Annotated in this window: 16 protein-coding genes; 7 read left to right on the forward strand and 9 right to left on the reverse strand. The window is 66.2% G+C overall.

The window, feature by feature from the left end:
• Nucleotides 1-99 precede the first annotated feature (99 nt).
• Genes H0264_RS19655 through H0264_RS19665 form a run of 3 tightly spaced genes read left to right on the forward strand, consistent with a single transcriptional unit; the run spans nt 100 to nt 1,918 of the window.
• Nucleotides 100-636, forward strand: coding sequence for a hypothetical protein (locus tag H0264_RS19655; RefSeq protein WP_181578893.1), 537 nt, complete (start codon nt 100-102; stop codon nt 634-636).
• 59 nt (nt 637-695) lie between these two features.
• The gene (locus tag H0264_RS19660) at nt 696-1,274 is read left to right on the forward strand and encodes a TetR/AcrR family transcriptional regulator (protein ID WP_276514554.1); all 579 of its coding nucleotides are present in this window, start codon (nt 696-698) and stop codon (nt 1,272-1,274) included.
• Nucleotides 1,271-1,918, forward strand: coding sequence for a TetR/AcrR family transcriptional regulator (locus H0264_RS19665; RefSeq protein ID WP_181578894.1), 648 nt, complete (start codon nt 1,271-1,273; stop codon nt 1,916-1,918). Before H0264_RS19660 ends, H0264_RS19665 begins: the two co-directional genes overlap by 4 nt.
• Here H0264_RS19665 and H0264_RS19670 read toward each other — a convergent pair.
• The 4 genes from H0264_RS19670 to H0264_RS19685 all read right to left on the reverse strand — a co-directional run bounded on the left by H0264_RS19670 (nt 1,913) and on the right by H0264_RS19685 (nt 5,924).
• Entirely contained in the window at nt 1,913-3,418 is a 1,506-nt protein-coding gene (locus H0264_RS19670) for a methionine--tRNA ligase (protein WP_181578895.1), read from the reverse strand. The two genes, H0264_RS19665 and H0264_RS19670, sit on opposite strands and share 6 nt — an antisense overlap.
• A 165-nt stretch (nt 3,419-3,583) precedes the next feature.
• Nucleotides 3,584-4,582 carry a TIGR03557 family F420-dependent LLM class oxidoreductase gene (locus H0264_RS19675; protein ID WP_181585678.1) on the reverse strand — a complete coding sequence of 333 codons (999 nt, stop codon included), beginning with the start codon at nt 4,580-4,582 and terminating at the stop codon, nt 3,584-3,586.
• 83 nt (nt 4,583-4,665) lie between these two features.
• Nucleotides 4,666-4,998 (reverse strand): hypothetical protein, encoded by a 333-nt coding sequence (locus H0264_RS19680; protein ID WP_181578896.1) that lies wholly within the window; start codon nt 4,996-4,998, stop codon nt 4,666-4,668.
• 32 nt (nt 4,999-5,030) lie between these two features.
• Entirely contained in the window at nt 5,031-5,924 is an 894-nt protein-coding gene (locus H0264_RS19685) for a cyclopropane mycolic acid synthase family methyltransferase (protein WP_181578897.1), read from the reverse strand.
• Nucleotides 5,925-6,171: 247 nt separating this feature from the next.
• On the opposite strand from H0264_RS19685, the gene H0264_RS19690 reads away from it, so the two are divergent.
• Both H0264_RS19690 and H0264_RS19695 read left to right on the forward strand, forming a co-directional pair.
• A complete protein-coding gene (locus H0264_RS19690; RefSeq protein ID WP_181578898.1) occupies nt 6,172-7,029 on the forward strand; it encodes an expansin EXLX1 family cellulose-binding protein in 858 nt (285 codons plus the stop codon).
• A gap of 206 nt (nt 7,030-7,235) precedes the next feature.
• On the forward strand, nt 7,236-8,066 hold the full coding sequence (locus tag H0264_RS19695) for an alpha/beta fold hydrolase (RefSeq protein WP_231086164.1): 831 nt from the start codon (nt 7,236-7,238) through the stop codon (nt 8,064-8,066).
• Here H0264_RS19695 and H0264_RS19700 read toward each other — a convergent pair.
• On the reverse strand, nt 8,041-9,444 hold the full coding sequence (locus H0264_RS19700; RefSeq protein ID WP_181578900.1) for a WS/DGAT/MGAT family O-acyltransferase: 1,404 nt from the start codon (nt 9,442-9,444) through the stop codon (nt 8,041-8,043). The two genes, H0264_RS19695 and H0264_RS19700, sit on opposite strands and share 26 nt — an antisense overlap.
• 268 nt (nt 9,445-9,712) lie before the next feature.
• Here H0264_RS19700 and H0264_RS19705 point away from each other — a divergent pair, with 268 nt between their 5' ends.
• Nucleotides 9,713-10,387 carry a cutinase family protein gene (locus H0264_RS19705; protein ID WP_181578901.1) on the forward strand — a complete coding sequence of 225 codons (675 nt, stop codon included), beginning with the start codon at nt 9,713-9,715 and terminating at the stop codon, nt 10,385-10,387.
• On the opposite strand, the gene H0264_RS19710 is transcribed toward H0264_RS19705, so the two are convergent.
• The 3 genes from H0264_RS19710 to H0264_RS19720 all read right to left on the reverse strand — a co-directional run bounded on the left by H0264_RS19710 (nt 10,336) and on the right by H0264_RS19720 (nt 16,604).
• Complete coding sequence (locus H0264_RS19710; RefSeq protein ID WP_181578902.1) at nt 10,336-11,223, reverse strand: hypothetical protein; 888 nt, start codon at nt 11,221-11,223, stop codon at nt 10,336-10,338. The genes H0264_RS19705 and H0264_RS19710 overlap by 52 nt on opposite strands.
• A 1,181-nt stretch (nt 11,224-12,404) precedes the next feature.
• Nucleotides 12,405-14,033, reverse strand: coding sequence for an HNH endonuclease signature motif containing protein (locus H0264_RS19715; RefSeq protein WP_181578903.1), 1,629 nt, complete (start codon nt 14,031-14,033; stop codon nt 12,405-12,407).
• 513 nt (nt 14,034-14,546) lie between these two features.
• Complete coding sequence (locus H0264_RS19720; protein ID WP_181578904.1) at nt 14,547-16,604, reverse strand: SDR family oxidoreductase; 2,058 nt, start codon at nt 16,602-16,604, stop codon at nt 14,547-14,549.
• Nucleotides 16,605-16,974: 370 nt separating this feature from the next.
• Between H0264_RS19720 and H0264_RS19725 the strand changes: the two genes are divergently transcribed.
• Nucleotides 16,975-17,526: a Uma2 family endonuclease gene (locus H0264_RS19725; protein WP_181578905.1), complete on the forward strand. Its 552-nt coding sequence runs from the start codon at nt 16,975-16,977 to the stop codon at nt 17,524-17,526.
• A gap of 32 nt (nt 17,527-17,558) precedes the next feature.
• On the opposite strand, the gene H0264_RS19730 is transcribed toward H0264_RS19725, so the two are convergent.
• Entirely contained in the window at nt 17,559-18,419 is an 861-nt protein-coding gene (locus H0264_RS19730; RefSeq protein WP_181578906.1) for an amidohydrolase family protein, read from the reverse strand.
• Between the last annotated feature and the right edge of the window lie 4 nt (nt 18,420-18,423).

Here is an 18,423-nt window from a genome sequence, read left to right on the forward strand (position 1 = left end):
CCGTCGGCTACGGTGGAGGCTGTGCCGGTGGGGAACACGATGTCTATGGGTAACCCTGTGTCTGTGGCTAACCCCGTGCCTGTCGGGAGCCCGGCGCCCGTGGGCAGTGCCCTGCGCGAGCGCCTGATCCCCGTGATGGCGGGCGCGCTCGCCGTACTGGCGGTGCTGGGTGTGGTTCTCGGCCTCCAATGGCGCAGCGCCGCAAACGATCTGCAGTCGCTCCAGAACAGCAATGCCGATCGTGACCGCGCCGCCGAAGTGGCTCGCGACTACACCCTGCGTTCGCTCACCTACGACTACAAGAACGTCCCCGCCTTCTTCGACGGCGTGCAGCGCGGCACTTCCGACGCCCTGCGCACCCGCTACACCGAAGTCCACGACACCCTCTCCAAGATCATGACCGAGGCGCAGGTGGTCGCCACCGGCCAGGTGGTCGGCACCTCGGTGGAGGCCAAGGGCAACGACCAGTACTCGGTCACCGTCTACGCCACCCAGCGCACCCAGAACATCCAGCAGCAGGACCCCGCCACCGTGCCCAACCTGCTCGTGGTCACCGTCGCCAAGAACGACGGCGACTGGCTGGTGGTCGACTACGGCCCGAAGGATGTCGCCGCGACGAACGGGGCCGCGAAATAGCCCGACGCACCGGCCGTCCGCCGCAGCGGGAGCTTCCGCTGCGGCGGCGCGCACAGATCATCGAAGCCGCCTACGAGGTCTTCACCGCCAAAGGCTATGCGAGCGCCACGATCTCGGACGTGGCGGCCAAGGCCGGCATAGGCCAGGGCACCGTCTACCGCTACTTCGGCAGCAAACGCGAAATCGTCGACCACGTCATAGATTTCGGCATCGAGAAGATCATCGATGCTGTGGACCTGTCCACCCTGGCAGGCGACACCGACAGTGCCGAAGCTTTGGTGGACGCCCTCCGCGCCATAGTCGGCCGCCTCTACGACCTGGTGGACCGGGAACCTCAGGTCCTGCGCCTGCTCCTGGTGGAAGCCGGCGCCATCGACGCCGAACTGGCCGAAAGATTGATCGGCCTGGAAGGTTTCGCCGCCTCGGTCCTCGCCGCGGAACTCGCCCGCGGCGTCCGCGCCGGCTGGATCCGCCCCGAACTCGACCCGGAGGTGATAGCCCACACCATCCTGACCTTGGTTTGGCCCTGGATCCTGCGCGAACTGCACGGCGGCGGCAGCCCGCAGGCCCGTGAACACAGCACCGAAGGTGTGCTGCGCATACTCGAGAAGGTCCTGCACATGCGGAGCGCATCATGAGCGGTGCTGACACACAAGCGGGGCGCGCCACCCGCCGGGCGGCGCGCGCAGAGCAGCGGCGGACCGCGCTGGTGCTGGCGGCCTACGATCTGGTCATCACTCGTGGCTTTCGCACCATCGGGGTCGACGACATCGCCGCTGCGGCGCAGGTCAGTCATGGCACGTTCTACAACTACTTCGAGAACAAGCGGGACATTCTCGACGCCGTCATCGACCACTGCTTCGATCTGCTGCGGGACTACCTGCTCGGGCCGGAGGGCGACGATCTCCCCGAATCCCTGGACGAGTTCTGCGCTCGGTACTCCCGTGTCATCGACCGCTCCTTCCACCTGGTCGACACCGAACCAGGTTTGGTGAATTTCTTTCTGCTGGAAGCCTCTTCGATCGATGCCCGGGTCATCGACCGCTGTCTGCTCAATGCCCGCCGCTATGGCGAGGAAGCCGTGGCCAAGGTCTCGTACGGCATAGACCGCGGCTACCTCGATTCCAGTCTGGATGTCGATATCGCCGGTGAGGTCCTGCTGTCGGTGCTCGTCTCGGCGCTGCTCGCCGCATTGCGCGGCAGCTCGGAGGGCATGACCCGCGACCGCGTCCGAGCCCAGCTCATCACCTTCCTGGCGACCGCGCTGGGCGCGGAGTCATGAGCGGTGTCGCGGCTGCACCGGCGTCGCGGCCGGCAGCCTGCCGTCGTGAACGGTGCAGCTCGCGGCAATCCGCCCGGCCAGATCAGGCAGAAACTGCCGGAGCTGATCGCCGAGGGCCTTGCACGCGTCCAGCAGCGTGCCCAGTACCGCATCCAGCGCAGCCTCCGCGCTCGCGTCGCCCGCGCCCTCGGCGGCGGCCAGCTCCCACGGCCGAATCTCGTTGATGTACCGATTGGCCTCGTCGGCAATAGCGCACACCGCCGCTGTCGCCGCGCGGAAATCGTATGCGGCAAGCGCGGATACGATGCGATCGTCCGCCCGCCGGATGGCGTCTCGCAATGCATCCGCCTGTGGCGCAGCCTGTTCGGTGCGCGGCGGCCTGCCCTGCCGGTACCGGTGAATCGCCCCGACCGTGCGATTCACGAGATTGCCTATGCCATTGGCCAATTCGTCATCGGCGCGATGTACGAGCCGGGCAATCGTGAAGTCGGCGTCGCCTACTCTGGGCGGCTCGCGTAACAGCCACCAGCGCACCGCGTCGGTGCCGTAGGCATCCACCAACTCGACCGGATCGACGCTGACCCCTGACGACTTGCTGATCTTGCGGCCATCGACCGTGATGTAGTCGTGTACCAGAATCCGGGTCGGCAGCGGCTGTCCCGCGGAGAGCAGAATCGCGAGCCAGTACACCGCGTGGAATCGCAGAACACCCTTGCCCACCAGATGAATTCGCTGATCCGCCGCAGTCCACCAGCGTTGCAGGGCCGGGCCGTCGGTCCCGTAGTCGAGGGCGGTCAGGTAGTTGCCGAGCGCATCCCACCACACGTACACCACCTGATCCGGATCCCCGGGAACCGGTATGCCCCAGCCCCGCGCCCGCGCGGCGGATCTGGAAATCGAGATATCCGCCAGCCCGGCATCGAGGAAGGCGAGCACCTCATTCCGCCGTTCGATCGGGTCGATCCGAACCGCGCCGGTGCCGATCGCCTCCCGCAACTGCTGCGCATATCGTGACAGCCGGAAGAACCAGTTCTGCTCCGCCACCCGCTGCGGCTCGATGCCGTGATCCGGGCACAGCCCCTCGGTCAGTTCCCCGGCCGTGTAGAACTGTTCGCACCCAACGCAATACAGCCCCTCATAATGTTTGCGATACAGATCCCCGGCGGCGGCAGCCGCCCGCCAGAACCTCTCGACTCCGACCCGATGCCGGGGATCGCGGCTGGTGTGAATCACATCGTCGACCGAGATCGACAGCGGCCCGCTCAATGCCGTGAACGCGGAAGCGTTGGCGTCCACGAACTCTCGCACCTCGAGGCCCGCAGCCTCGGCCGCGAGCACGTTCTTGAGCGAATTGTCGTCCGTGCCGCACTGCAATCGCACCTGCGCGCCGCGCCCGCGATGATGTCGCGCCAGCACGTCGGCTTGGACGAGTTCGAGCGCGAATCCCAAGTGCGGCTTGGCATTCACGTAGGGGAGTGTGGTGGTGACGTAGATGTTCATCGGAATCCTCCAGGAGTCATCTGGGGGCCCGGCCGCAGACATGGATCGAGGCCCCGTGGTCAGGGCCTCGAATCGTCGAGCGGCGAATCATGGATCCGCGCAGCGCTAATGGCCCCGGGAGCGGGGCATCATCACAGAGCGCGCGGAGAGGGTCATGCGAAAAGGCTATACCGGCCGCACATCGGCGTCACGCAGTTTTGCCAGCAGCTGCACCGCCGTCTTGGCCAGGAACTCCTCCTGGTGCTCGTCGCCCACCTGCACGACCGCGATATCGGTGAATCCGGCCTTCCGATACGGCTGTACGGCCTCGACGATCGCGTCGAGGTCGGGTCCGCACGGGATATGCCCGGCCACATCCTCCGGCCGCACGAACTGCGCGGCCGCGTCGAACGCGGCGGGCGTCGGCAGATCGGTATTGACCTCCCACCCGCCGGCCGACCACCGGAACTGTTCGTGTGCGCGCCGAATCGCGGTGTCCCGGTCGGGATCCCAGCAGATCGGCACCTGCCCGGTCACCCGGCACGGTTCGGCGACACCGAGTTCCCGCGCCCGCACGCCGTGCCACGCCTCGATGATCTCCCCTGTGGGCGCGTTCGACACCATCTCGTCGGCCAGCGGCGCGAACTGCTCCACCGAGCGTTCCCCGGACACCGCGATGGCAAGCGGCACAGGCGCTTCCGGAAGATCCCACAGCTTGGCCGTATCCACCTGGAACCATTTCCCGTGCCGGGTCACGGTTTCCCCGCCGAACAGCGCCCGAATGATCTCCGTCGCTTCGGCCAGCCGTTCGTGTCGCTCCCGCACCCCCGGCCAGCGCTGTCCCACCACGTGCTCGTTCAGGTTCTCGCCGCTGCCCAGCCCCAGCGTGAATCGTCCGTCCGCCAGAATCTGCAGGGTCGCCGCCTGCTGTGCCACGACCACCGGGTGATAGCGCATGGTCGGACACGTCACGAAGGTCATCAACCCCATCCGCCGGGTGGCCGACGCGACGGCCCCCAGCGTCACCCACGCATTGGGCGCGTGCCCCTGCTCGCGCAGCCACGGCGAATAGTGGTCACTGATCACCGCGAAATCGAACCCGGCCTCCTCGGCCGCCATCGCATACCGCACCAATTCCCGCGGCCCGCTCTGCTCGGTCATCAACGTGTACCCGAACCTGGTCACCATGCTCTCCGATCCGCTCGACACCGGTGGATATCGAGGGCCTACCCGCTGCCGCCGCAACTATTGCGCGAAGCGGCGGTTTCTCAGAAGCAGAACGACCACGGGTGCGTGAGCAGGAAGACCACGGCCACTGCCGCCACGACGATCGGGATGCCGGTGAGGATCAGGGTCAGCCGGTTGCGGAAGATCAGCAGCAGAACGAGGAAGGGTGCGATCCAGACGAGCCCGTAGCCGAGCACCCAGGAAACGCCCTCCGCGTCGATTCGCGGGGTGCGCGTGAATTCCCCGCATCGCGTATCGGCCGTCGCGAAGTTCGCGAGGACGAAGAGGTACGCGCCGACCGCCGCCCACCCCGCGAACGCGAGCGCCCCCAGTACCGGCCCGACGACCCTGACGATCGAAAGTTTCCCACCCACGCCCTGATCATCGTGGGCGTGCGCGCAGGTGTTTACGGCTGCTTCACGAGCGTGAACTGCATGACATCCAGATGCCCGGTGCGGAAGTAGTGCGCGCAGCCGTTGAGGTACTTCATGTACCGCGCGTACACCTCCTCCGAGGTGAGGCCCACGGCGTCGTCGCGGTGGGCCCGCAGCGCCTCCGCCCACAGATCCAGGGTGTGCGCGTAATGCGGGCGCAGCGCGTGAATGCGCGCGGTGTCGAATCCGGCCGCGCCGGCCATGCGCGTGATGACTTCCGGCTGCGGCAGCTGCCCGCCGGGGAAGATCTCACGCTTGATGAAAATGTGGAAGAGCGCGTCCGCCCGGGTCACGGGAACATTCCGGGCCCGCAGCTCGGCGAGCGTATGCCCGATGATGGTGTGCAACAGCATTCGCCCGTCCTCGGGCAGCATGCGATGGCAGCGTGCGAAGAAGTCGGCGTATCGCGCCTTCCGGAAGTGCTCGAACGCCCCGATGCTGACGATCCGGTCGGGTGAGCCGTCGTATTCTTCCCAACCCTGTAGGCGCACTTCGGCATTCGCGATGCCGAGGGTCTCGATGCGGGCGCGCGCATACTCGTACTGATTGCGGCTGAGCGTGAGTCCGACGACCCGGACGCCGTATTCCTTGGCCGCGCGCAGCATGGTCGCGCCCCACCCGCAACCGATGTCGAGCAACGTCATGCCGGGTTCGAGGCCGAGCTTGCCGAGTGCCAGATCGATCTTGGCCTCCTGAGCCTGTTCCAGGCTCATGCCCTCCCGGGGGAAGTACGCGCAGCTGTAGGTCATCGACGGGTCGAGGAACAGCGCGTAGAACTCGTCGGAGAGGTCGTAATGCGCTTGGACCTGTTCGTAGAAGGGTGTGAGATCGGGCGGGGCTGTTTCGGGCGGTGCTGTTTCGGGCATGGCGGGCGCTCCTGGGGTGGGTACGGACACCAGGACATACGGCTGGGCCTGGCAGGTCGTTCAGATCCAGGACACGCCGGTGACACGCCGAGCCTTTCGTTACGAGTTTCCGATTCGAGCCATACGAGACCATCGCTGCTGCTTTTCTGAAAGGGGTTCAGCATCGTTGCAGCAAACATGATTCGGAGGCTGGGGAGCGGCCATGCACCGCACGGGGTTTGAAGAAGTTCGCAACGGAAGACCATGGATGTGGACGGCGCTCACGGGGGCGGTCGTGGTGGGGGCGGTGACCTGGATGATGTGGCCGCAGCCGGCGGCCTGCCGTACCGCCGCACCGCGCACCACCGTGGTTACCGTCCCGGCACCCACTCCCAGTTCGGTTACTGCGCAGCAGCTTCCGGTCACCGAATCGGTCGCGGCCACCGAACGCGGCGAGGCGCGGTTCTACTCCTTCACCCCCGGCGTGGCCTGTTCCCTGCCGGATCTGCCGCTGGACGGCTACTACGTCGGCGTGCCTACCAGCGAATACGCGGGTTCGGACCCGTGCGGCTCCTACATCGATATCGACGGCCCGCGCGGCAGCGTGCGCGCCCAGATCGTGGACCGCTGCCCGGGCTGCGCCCCGCACCAATACGACCTCAGCAGAGCGGCTTTCGAGGCGATCGCCAACCCGACCGACGGCGTGGCGCAGATCCGCTTCACCCGCGTGCGCGACCCCAACCCCGCCCCGGAACTGTTCTACCGCGTGCAGCCGGGATCCAATGCCGACTGGATGGGCCTGCTGGTCGGTGGCAGCGGAAACCCCATCGGTCAGGTCTCCTTGCTTCCTGCTTCCGGCGGCGATCCCATCCCACTGCGCCGCGGTTACGACAATGTGTGGTCGGTGTCGGGTGCGGGCGCGGGCCCGTTCACCGTCGTCGTCACCGACAATTTCGGCCACATCGCCTGGCTCCCGGACCTGACGATCGAACCAGGGGCGTTGCGCTACACCGGAATTCGCCTCTACGAGATACCCGCCCCCGAGGCCGTCGCCGCCCCGCCCACCACCCCGGCGCCCGTGGTCATCACGACTGTCGTCCCCGCGCCCGCTGTCTGCGAGGACTGACGCGTCGCATCGGGTCAACCTCTGCCGTATATGGCATCATCGACTGGAACGTGTTTCATTTCCGCTCGCGGGGGCGGCGCGCCGGGAGGCATTCGATGACGAACTCCAGTTGGGATACACGGACCGGGACCAGTAGCGGCGAGAACCGTCGCGGCCGTCGGCTATCACAGCGTATTTCCAGGTTGACCGAGGTGCCGGCCGGTTCGATGGTCGAGTTGCCGGGGCGCGGGCGGACCTATGTGGTGGACCTGCCCGGCCCGGCGCCGGACGCGCCGGTCCTGTTCCTGCTGCACGGCTCGGCCACCACCGGCATGCTGAACTGGTTCCCGATGTTGAAGGAGCTGCAGGAGAACTACCGGGTGGTGGTCTTCGATCAGCGCTGGCACGGGCACGGAATCCGTTCGGAGCGTTTCGATCTCGACGATCTGGCCGATGACGCGGTGGCGCTGGCCGATGTGCTCGGCGTCGAAAAGCCCATCTACGCGGGGTATTCCATGGGCGGCATCGTCGCGCAGCTCATCGCGCGCCGGCATCCCGATCGTGTGGGCGGGCTGGTGCTGGCCGCCACCACCTACAGCTTCCAGGACAAGTGGCGCGAACGCGCCTTTCATCGTTCCTGGAGCGCCGTCATGACGAGCGTGGCGCAATTGTCCTTCCGCCGCGCGGAACTGTATGCCGCGCGCCTGCCGGAACTGCCGGCGACGTCCTGGCCGGTGGGCCGGATGAATCAGTGGGCCATGACGCAGTGGCGCAGCACCAGCGGCTGGGCCATCTCGCAGGCGGTGGCGGTGCTGGGTAGATTCGATTCGTCGCCCTGGCTGGCGACCATCAAGGCGCCGACGGCCGTGGTGATCACCACGCGAGACCGGGCACTGCCCGTCTATCGTCAGCTGGAAATGGCGAAAATGATTCCGGGAGCGGAGATCTTCCTCGCGAAGGCCGGACACGCGGCCTGCGCACTCGAGGCGGACGTCTTTGTCCCCGTATTCCTCGAGGCCGTGCAATCTGTGGCTAGTGCTTCTCGCGCGCTGCCTTGAGCAGCTCGGTGATCACTTCCGGCACGGCGTCGGCGATCTTCTCCACATCGGGCACCAGCTCCCGGCAGGCGATGAAGCCGAAATCGAGATTTCCATTGGTGGAGATGACCGTTGCGGTCAATCCCGCGCCGTGGAAGACCGGCCCGAAGGGATACATCGAGGACACTCGCACGCCCAGGAAGTACATGGGGAAGTTGGGTCCGGGCACATTCGACACCACCAGGTTGTGCACCACCGGATGCCGCTCGGCCAGCTTCAGTGACGAGTAAGCCCGCGCCGCGAGCTGAAAAGTGTTGGGCGGCGCGTACTTCGCCCAATCCTGCAGGAAATCGGCGCCGATGAGGTTGTGCTCCTCCTTGGCCCCGCGATTGTCCTCGGCGATGGCGAGCAGCCGCGCCACCGGATCGGCGATCTCGGTGTGCAGGCGCGCGAAGATGGTGGACACCTTGTTGGTGCCCTCCTCGTGGCGTGAGGTCTCGTGCGTGGACACGGGAACCGAGGCCATGAGCGAGGTTTCGGGCAGGCTGTCGTGCAGTTCGAGGTAGCTGCGCAGCGCCCCGCCGACCACGGCCAGCACCACATCATTGACCTTGATGCCGAAGGCGGTCTTTATCTCCTTGATATCGGCCAGGTCGGTCTGCACGAACGACACCGCGCGATGCGGGGTGATTGCCCGATTGAACATCGTGCGCGGCGCGGTGAACGGCAGCGGCATGCCGCGGGTGCCACCGGCATTACGCCGTCGTTGCACCAGACCGCCCAGAATGCCAATGGTTTTGGGCACCATGCCGACCAACCCGAGCTTGCCGGGCAGCTTCAGCAAGGCTTCCCCGGCGAGCAGGAGATCATTCGGTTCGTCTGGCGTGCTGGTGGTTTCGGCCGGAGGCGGGTAGCTCACGCCGGGCTCCAGATCACACAGATGCATCATCATGTTCGTGCCGGTGATGCCGTCCACGATCGCATGGTGGTACTTGGAGATCACCGCGACCTTGCCGTGCGGCAGCCCCTCGACCACCCACATCTCCCACAGCGGATGCCGTCTGTCCAGCGGCCGGCCCGCGATTTCGGCTGTCACATCGGCCAGTTCCCGCCGCCCGCCCGGCTCAGGCAGGGTGGTGCGCCGGACGTGGTATCCGAGATCGAAATCCGGGTCCTGCTGCCACACCGGATGATCGAGGTTGAAAGGCACATTGTGCAGCCGCCGCGTCATGGCGGGGATCAGGTGCAGTCGCCGCCCGAGCTCGTCCTTGAAAGTATCGAAGTCGAATTCCACGCCGTCTGCGGCCGGGTCGACTATGAGCAGTGCACACACGTGCAGGAGTTGAGTGTCTGTTTCGAGATAGAGGAAGCTCGCATCGAGCCCTGTAAGTCGTTCCATATCAACACACTATGGGAACGGGTTCCACTTTGCGCGCCGTTCGCGGTCTGCCTCCGGACCGGTTCGATGCCACTTCGTTGCCTCAAAGTAGCTTGTAGATAACAAGTTTCGCGCCGCTACGGTTGGGCACCTATTAAGTAACTCTCCAGTAGCATTCGTTGCCGCACTCCGGTGATCTCCCTACCTTGGCTGACATAGCCGGGTGAAGCGTCACTTGTCACTGACAAGAGTCATCCGGCTTCTCACAATGGCGTGAGGGGTGAGGGAAATGAGCAACCGAAGGGTTCTGCTGCCTGGCTATCGGCCGGTATTCGAAAGACTGCGCACGGCTTGGATTTTCGCCGTAATGGCCATGGTCGCCACAAGTTTGTTCTTCCCACTGCGACAGCCCGTGGCGCACGCCGACTGGTGTGCCGACATCGATGTGGTCGTGGCTCGCGGCACCGGCGAATCCGGTTGGCTCGGTGACGCGGTCGGCAACCCGCTCTACGGCATGCTGCAGGACCGCCTCCCCGCCTCCACGACCGCCTACCCCGTCAACTATCCCGCCGACTACTCCTTCAACCTCGGTGCGGGCAGCGCGGATCTGGTGGGCCACTTGGCTTCTCAAGCCGCCGCCTGTCCCGGCCAGCGCTTCGTTCTGGTCGGCTACTCCCAGGGCGCCGCGGCGATCCATGCCGCCCTCGGCACCGGTGCTGTCGCCTGGGTCGCGGGCCGCGTCCAACTCCCCGGTGACCTCGGCGACCGCGTGGCGGCGGTCCTGCTCTTCGGTGACCCCATGCGCGCAATCGGCTGGAACGTCCCCGACGCCTATCTCTGGCGCACCGGAAACTACTGTGCGGGAGGCGATCCCGTTTGCGGTGGTGGCGCCAACGCCGCCTCCCACGTGGCCTACGGCGACAGTTTCGTAGCGGCAGCCAACTTCGCCGCCGACCGCATCTGATCCGCGGCGGCACGCCTGTTGTCCTGGTCCTCGGTCGGGTCGTTCACGATCCGGCCGAGCCGCTCGCGCACAACAGCTTTCGACAAGTCGGCATGTGCGATGCCGATAGCGCGAGTCCTGCTCTCGCAATCATCGAGGCATTCGATCGCACGCCCGGTGGCGAAATCCTCTGCCAGACCGCTCAATGCGCTGGCGCATTTGGTGCGCAGATACGAGTACACGGTGTTGTCGAAGATCTCGTCGACGGTCTCAACGGCCGGCAGGTAGCGTCCTCGAGCAATCCCGTCGACGAGTGAGCACTGGTGATACATGTAGTCGTCGCCCCGTTCCATCGCTGCACTGAGAAGCTCGAACAGCATTGGCCCATCAGCGGGTTCGCTGAGATCGGCCAGCAGTGACAGGGCCGCATCTCCGACCGGGCTATCGAGATCCGCATGATCCTTGGCCCACACTCGTGCGGATGGTGAGCGCAGCTGACGTATACATCTCCGTACGGCGATGCGCAGCACGAGCGGGAAATCTTCGCCGCGCAGAAAGGTCGGCGCGCACTGCAAAAGCACTCTCTCCCATTGGGCGTCGTCCAATTCGTCGATCGAAACGGATGCTTTGAGATTCGTTTTCGCTGCTGCGCTCAGCACTCGGACCCGTGCCTGTCTGTCCCGGTCGGCTCGGGTAATCCTTGGTGCGGCCGGAACCCCTGTGCGATCGGCTGTTTCGGCGCTGGCGAAGTCCAGGAGGTCTGTGCGGATCTCCTCGGCCTCGGGGTGGTCGATGTGTGGCAGGAGTGCGGACATGGCCTGGTTGACGTCGCGTCCGGTGCGGAGGTAATACCGCAACTCGCTGACGCTGCCTTCGACGCCTTTGGTGGCGAGGAGGCCGAGAACCGCTGTGACAAGCCAGGCGTCGGTATCGCCGCATGGATCCGCGGGGGTGTCGTAGGCGGCGCGGAGTCTCGGTAGTTCGATTCGGAGGTTGGTGATCAGGGTGGCGTAGAGCCACGCGCGTTCCTCGACCTGGTGGTCCCAGCGGGGGTCGTGGGTGATGCAGTCGATGGTGAACTCGGTTGCTGCTTGGGGTTCTTGGGTTGCTCGGGCGAGGGTTCTGCCGTGACCGCGTTGCATCATCCCGAGGAGGGTGTCGGGGGGTGCGTGCATGTCGACAAGGTAGCGGAGTGGGTTTGGGCGTGCACGGGGATTGTTCTCGGGGCCTACGTAGCCGGGTCCGTCGCATCCGCTTCTGTCCCAGCGGGGTTCGGGAGGACAAGAATAAACACGCAGTGCTGGTCACTTCGCCTGCCCTACCGGACTTTGGCTCCCCCATTGGGAGCCGTATCCTCACCCTCCCGTACGTGGGGCCTGGCCCTGGTCACCTTCAGGGACAAAACCTCAAGAACCGAAACATCAAGAACCAAACGCCAAGAACCCCAAAACGCCAAGAACCAAACCCCAAAAGCGCCCGGACGGGAAGAACCCGCCCCCCGAGAGTGAAACATCAACCCGGGAAATCCTCACCCGGAAGACCTCCCTTTCATGATCAGGGAGCTCTGATGGCGGGGAATCGGACAAATTCCCGCCACCAGAACTCCCTGATCATGAAACGCCCGGCTTCCCGCGTTTGCGTTTCACTTTTGGGCTCATGTTCTTGGTTGTTTCTGGTCCTGGCGCCCTTGTTCTGGCGCCCTTGTCCTTTGGGGCGCTGGTTTGGTGTTTTGGTTCTGGGGCTTTTGTCTCTGAAGGTAACCAGGGCCAGGCCCCACGAGGGGAAGGTGAGGATGCGGCTCCCAATGGGGGAGCGAAAGTCCGGTAGGGCAGGCGAGGTGACCCCACTGCTTGGTCTTGGCTTGTCCTCCCGAACGCCGCTGGAGCAGAAGGATTTCGCGCCTGACTCGGCGACGTGGGCCCCGTGTACCTGCCCTTTGATCCACCGAGGATGTGTGCGCGGGTTCCGAGTGCGGGGCATGGGTCAGCCCTGCGAGACCCGGTGATCGCCGGGCCTGCAGGGTTTCGGTGCTGTTCGCCTATTCGATGCGCGGTGCAGGTGGGACACCGTCGGCCGGTGGGGTGCCTGCTGTTGGTGGTGGGGTGGCCGGCGCGGGTGGGGTGCCCGGCGCGGGATCTGTGCCCGGCGCGGGTGTGTCTGGTGGGGAGGTGGTCTCGGGGCGGTTGCAGCGCAGGCGGTTCCGGCGGTCACGTGCGACCTGTTCGGTGTGGGCGGCGACGCGGGTGCGGGCTTGGGCGAGCAGTTCGTCGGCGTGGTGGCGGTGATTGACTCTGGGGGTTCGGGTGGGGTCGATGTGGGCGGGTGCGATCCAGCCGGTGCGGCCCGGGTAGTCCGAATGCTCCGGCATGACAACCGTTTTCCAGCCGTCGGGACCGTCGTGGACCAAGGCGTGGCAGCGGTCGCAGGCCAGGGTGAGGTTGGGGAGGTCGGTGAGTCCGCCTTTGGCCCATTCCTGGATGTGGTGGACTGCGGTCAGGGAAGCGGGGGCGTCGCAGCCGGGGCGGGTGCAGCCGCGTTCGGCGGCGATCAACGCCAATCTTTGGGTGGGGGTGGCCAGTCGCTTGCCGCGCTCGAGGTGCAGCGGCATCCCGGCGGTGTGGTCGAACAACGCCAGTATGGGAGTCGAGCGTTCGGCCATTTTCAATGCTTCCGGAATCGACACTGTGCCACCGGTAGCGGTGGTGGCCACGCCCGCGCGTTCTTCGAGCTGGTCGAGGGTCATGGTGATAATCGCCTGTACCGGCAGGCCGCGATGGCGGCCCAGGTCATCGAGGCGGGTGGCCGGGGCGAACAGGGCGACGAGGGCGTCGTGGTTGCGTTGCCCGACGGTACGGGTGTCGCGGGCCGCGGCCTCGCGCACCACATCGGTGTCGGGTTCTTCGCCGGTGGTGGGGCTGTGGGGGTCGTCGGGGTTGCACATGCCGGGGCGGGCGTATTTCTGCAGGAACGCCGCGAGGTAGGCGCGCAGGGTCGGGTCGATCTCACCCGTCAAGCTGGACATGCCGTCGGCGCGCTGGTGGCCCAAGGTGACGGTGCGCATGCGAGCCTGGTCCTCGAGGTCGGTGAGGGTGCCGTCGGGATCCAGGCGCGCCAGGATCGCATTGCCGATGATGGTGAGCCGATCAGGGGAGCCTGCCGTGGCGTACTCGGCCAGGATCTGTTCGGCCTGTTCGCGTTTGGCCGCGTCCACCCGGTCGGGGATGCGGTTCATGACGGTGGCGATGTTGCGGATGTGGTCGACCGAGATCAGGCCCTCGGCGTGGGCGGCGGCGGTGTGCGCCAGCCGGACCGGGCGCGGGCTGCCGTCGGCGGCCAGCAGTTGCCCGCAGTCGGCGGCGCGGTGAGCACGCGCGTAGGCGTCGGCGCTGGACAGGTGCAGGGCCTCTTTGAGGAACAGCGGCATCGAGCCGACTCCGGCCTTCTTGTCGACACCGCGTTCGGCCAGATCCACGAATTGCGGGGTCTGGAACGCGACCAGCTTGCGGGTCGCCAGTTCGGTGGCACGCAGCAGGTCCATTGCCTTGGCATCGCTGTGGGCGGCGAGGGGCAGTTCGCGCAGGGTGTCGACGGCGTCGAGCAGGGCCGCGACCGCCGCGCCGACCTGCTGGTCGGCGGCGGCGGTGTCGAGCCCTTCGATCGAACGCATGTGCTAATTCTAGAGCCCGCCGATCATGACACGCCAGACGAAACATGCCGTGAACTGCAGGTTTTCAGAATCTGACTTGTCCTGATTGGCAGTTCTGGGTGCCTCCTTACTGGTCTCAGCCTGCCGAACCCCTGACGCGGCCCGAGCCAGGGCTCCACCTACACCTGCCTGCCTGAGCCCTGACTTGCCCCGAACCTGTCTCGAGCGAGCATGATGTGGCCAAAGCCGATGTAGCCGAACCTGTCGCGTCCGAACCTTGCGCGCTTGAATCCGGTGCGGCCGAGGCTGATGTGGTCGAACTTGATGTGGCCATGACTGATGCGGCTCAGGCTGGCAGGGCTGAGGCTGGCAGGGCTGAGGCTGGCGTGACCGTGGCTGACGTTCTGCTTCGAAGCTGGTTGGGGCGTAGCCGGATTCGTTGAACCCGGCTACGCCCTGTGGATCTCGCGCTACAGCTGGGGACTTCTGCTGTGGTGGCTTCGAGATTCCGATGGTCCGCTCTGGGGTGGGCGGTTACCAGTGCAGGCCGGGGATTCGGTTGACGATTCGGGCGGCTGGGGTCGGCAAGCCCATGAGGGGCTGGACGATTGGGGCCAGGGCGAGGAGGGGGCTGCGACCTCCGGGCTGGGTGGGGGTGTCCTGCGCCGTGGCGTCCTCGGCTGTGGTGTCCTGCGGGAGGGTGCTGGACTTGGCGGCCTTGGATTCGCCGAACATGCGGTAACCCTGGTGGAGGATGGCGCGTTTCACCGACGGCATGACGGTGTCGACGAATTGGGCGAAGGTGCCGATGGGGGTGTCGATGCGGCTGGGGCGGTGTTCCAGGGCCCGGACCACGATGTCGGCGGCTTGTTCGGGGGTGTGGACGGGGATGGACTTGTAGAGGTCGGTGGGGGCGATCATGGGGGTGCGGACGAGGGGCATGCGGACGGAGGTGAAAGTGATTCCGGCGTCGGCGTTTTCGACTGCGGCGATTTCGCTGAAGTTGTCCAGGGCGGATTTGCTGGCCACGTAGGCGGCGAAGCGGGGAACCTTGGTCTGGACGGCGATGGAGGAGATGTTGACGAAGTGGCCGAAGCGGCGTTCGCGCATGGAGGGGAGCAGGGCCAGGATGAGGCGGACGGCGCCGAAGTAGTTGACCGCCATGGTCCGTTCGAAGTCGTGCATGCGGTCGGTGGAGTTGACCACCGAGCGGCGGATGGAGCGGCCCGCGTTGTTGACGACGAAGTCGACGTGACCGTGGTCGGCCAGCACCTGCTTCACGAGCAGCTCGACCGACTTCTCGTCGGTGATGTCGCACGTATATGCCTGTGCCGCACCGCTTTCGGCGCGCACCTGGGCGGCGGCGGCCTCCAGGTCCTCGGGGGTGCGGGCGACCATCAGCACGGTGGCTCCGCGTCGCGCGACGGCGTGCGCGGTGGCCAGGCCGATGCCGGAGGAGGCGCCGGTGATGAGAACGATGCGGCCGTCGAGGGGTTCACCGTCGCCGCGGCGGGCGCGATCGGGGTCGAGGTGCTCGTGCCAGTAGTCCCACAGAATCCCGGCGTAGGTGTCGAACGCGGGCACCTCGATGCCCGCTCCGCGCAGCAGCGCCTGGGTGGATTCGGAGACGAACTCCGATTCGAAGGCGGTGTGCGGCGCGACCTCGGCGGGAATCCCGAAGCGCTCCAACAGGAAATCGCGCACCGCGGGCACACCCGGCAGGCCACCGAGCGCGTGCAGCGCCACATTGCTGCCGGGCACGGTGCCGATGCCGCTGGGTGCGCCGGCGGCGCGGGCCAGGGCGGCGTACACCTCGGAGAACGGCTGCGGCTCCGGGTTGGTGAGGTGGAAGGTGCGGCCGAGCAGTCCAGGCTTGCGGATCAGCTCGACCATGGCGGCGGACACGTAGTCGACCGGAACGATATTGGTGGCGCCGAGATCGGGCAGCGGCACCGGCAGTTCCGACGGCAGCGCCGCGAGCCCGGCGATGGCGGGGAAGAAGTAGTACGGCCCGTCGATCTTGTCCATCTCACCGGTGCGGGAATCGCCGACGACGATGGCCGGACGGTACACCCGCCACCGCAGGCCCTGCGTTTCGCGCACCAGCTTTTCGGCTTCGAACTTGGTGCGGTGATACGGCGAGGTCAGCCGCTGTCCGAGGTCGAAGTCGTCCTCGAAGAACTTGCCCTTGTGATCGCCCGCGACGGCGACCGACGACACATGGTGCAGCACAGCGCCCGTGGTCAGCGCCAGCTCCACGACCGCGCGCGTCCCCTGCACGTTGGCGGCGTAGGTGGTGTCCTCGTCGGCGGTCATGTCGTAGATCGCGCCGAGGTGGATGACGTGATCGGCCTTCGGCGCGTCGTCGACCAGCCCGAGGCCGGGTGCGGTGAGGTCGCCGATCAGCGGGAAGACGCGATCGTCGGCGCCCCAGCCTTCGGCCATCTCGCGCAGTTTGGCGACCGACGCCTCGCGGACCAGCGCGTGGATCACGGCGTCCGGGTCGCGGCGCAGCAGGTCGGCGATGACGCGCCGCCCCAGGAATCCGGTTCCGCCCGTGACGATGTAGGCCGTGCCCTTGTAGGAATCCATCGTCCCCTCCTTTTCATACGAACTTGTTGGTGCCCAACGTTGTTCGTCCGACATGCGTCGGTGGATGCGGACGTGAGTGAGTGGCCCCCTTAGCAGAAGTCGGGCCGAGGTAGGAACACCTTCGTGCCTAACTAGTCGGTAACTTTACCGGGTAGTCAAAACTGCTATCAACCGAATCGGGCCCTCGGCGGTGTGTGACTGGTCACCACCGGGCTACATCAGTTGTTGTGTGTGACAACAGTTTTCGTGTAACCGCGTGACGCACATGGCTAACCTTCAGTTACTGGACGAGTGTCTTGCCGGGCGAGCGCCCAGTCTGAGGTTATGGTGTTCCAGTCTTGTCCGGCCTCGGAATCGCAGGGGAGAGTCGTTGACCACACAGCTCGACCTACCGATGACCGGAGTGCGGACGCGCGCCGAATTCGAAGCCCTGCCGCAGGTTCCGCGCGGCTGGGCGTGGGAGCTACGAGCCGGTCGATTGGAGCTGACACTCATGCCCGTCACGTTCTGGTATTCCCGGATCGTGTTCAGCGTGCTCGAGTTCTGGCGCAGAAACGGATACGAGATCGCCGGCGACCAGTACGTCGCCGACAGCGGCTTCGCGCGCGGGGATACCGGGCACCACAATTTCGTGGCCGACGGGGTGGTGTTCCAGCCCGGACATCGGCCGGACAAGCACAGCACCACGCATGATCCGGCGCATCTGCTCGCCGTGGTGGAGGCGGTGTGGCAGGACGGGCAGGTGCGCGAGGCCATCGACAAGCTGCGCGTGTACGCCATGCTCGGAATCCCGCACTACTGGATCGTGCGCGGCGACACGGCCGCCGATGATCTGGATGGATTCATCAGCATGTACGAGCTGATCGGCTCGGAGTACCGGCTGACCGGCAGCCGCCTGGTCTCGCAGCTGAGTCTGGCCTAGCGCATGATTCTGGCCCAGCGCATGAGTCTGGCCTAGCGCAGGCTGTAGGTCTCCGCGGCGTTTGCCGCGTAGAAGAACTCGGCCTCCTGGTCGGTGGCGTCGGCGGCCACCATGCGATCGATCGTCTCCAAGAGTTCCGCGTAGCTCCCCGCCATGGTGTCGACCGGCATGTTGGAGCCGAAGAGCAGCCGCCGCCAGCCCCACAGGTCGGCGGTGGTCTCGAGCCAGAAGGCGAGGGACTCCCAGGACAGGTCGGGGCAGATCATGCCGAGGCCGGAGACCTTGCAGCGCCAGTCGGTTTCCTTGGCCGCCAAGGTGAGTGACTTCTGCCAGGCGAGGCGTTCGTCCGCGCCGGTGCCCTCGGGCAGGCCGAGATGTTCGAGGACGACGCGCAGATTCGGATAACCGGCGAGGAAGTCGATCCAGTCGGCGGTCTCGGCGGGGGTGGTGACGAGGTCGAAGACGGCGTCGCGTTCCTGTAGCCAGGCGGCGATGGTCTCGGCGGCGGGCGTGTTGGGCGCGAGCCGCCGGTAGACGCGGATGCCTCGGAAATGCGGGCTGCGGGACTGCTGTTCGAGGTGGTCGGCCAGTTCGGCCGTGGGCAGGGCCGGATCGACCGAGCCGATGATGGCCACCGGGCGGTTTGCTTGTCCAGCGAGCTCGGTGACCCAGCGGGTTTCGGCGAGGTAGGCGTGCGGCGCGGTGGTGGCGGAGACGTGCACGAGTCCGGCGACGGCGGTGGATCCGGCCGCGCGCTCGTAGTCGGCGAGCAGGAAGTTGTCCGCCAGTTCGGGTTTGCCCGCACCGGCGGCGAATTGGGCCAGTTGCGGATACCAGCCGTGGCCGGTGTCCCACAGGTGCAAGTGACCGTCGACTATGGGGATGGTGGGCATGGGA

Origin of the sequence: Nocardia huaxiensis, from assembly GCF_013744875.1 — a bacterium.
Taxonomy (GTDB): Bacteria; Actinomycetota; Actinomycetes; order Mycobacteriales; family Mycobacteriaceae; genus Nocardia; species Nocardia huaxiensis.

Bases quoted from the DNA above. Each gene is read 5' to 3' on its own strand.
- H0264_RS19695 (WP_231086164.1), top strand. From the start codon at position 7,236: ATGGTCGAGTTGCCGGGGCGCGGGCGGACCTATGTGGTGGACCTGCCC.
- H0264_RS19690 (WP_181578898.1), top strand. From the start codon at position 6,172: ATGTGGACGGCGCTCACGGGGGCGGTCGTGGTGGGGGCGGTGACCTGG.
- H0264_RS19720 (WP_181578904.1), bottom strand. From the start codon at position 16,604: ATGGATTCCTACAAGGGCACGGCCTACATCGTCACGGGCGGAACCGGA.
- H0264_RS19670 (WP_181578895.1), bottom strand. From the start codon at position 3,418: ATGAACATCTACGTCACCACCACACTCCCCTACGTGAATGCCAAGCCG.
- H0264_RS19705 (WP_181578901.1), top strand. From the start codon at position 9,713: ATGAGCAACCGAAGGGTTCTGCTGCCTGGCTATCGGCCGGTATTCGAA.
- H0264_RS19730 (WP_181578906.1), bottom strand. From the start codon at position 18,419: ATGCCCACCATCCCCATAGTCGACGGTCACTTGCACCTGTGGGACACC.
- H0264_RS19700 (WP_181578900.1), bottom strand. From the start codon at position 9,444: ATGGAACGACTTACAGGGCTCGATGCGAGCTTCCTCTATCTCGAAACA.
- H0264_RS19715 (WP_181578903.1), bottom strand. From the start codon at position 14,033: ATGCGTTCGATCGAAGGGCTCGACACCGCCGCCGCCGACCAGCAGGTC.
- H0264_RS19665 (WP_181578894.1), top strand. From the start codon at position 1,271: ATGAGCGGTGCTGACACACAAGCGGGGCGCGCCACCCGCCGGGCGGCG.
- H0264_RS19685 (WP_181578897.1), bottom strand. From the start codon at position 5,924: ATGCCCGAAACAGCACCGCCCGAAACAGCCCCGCCCGATCTCACACCC.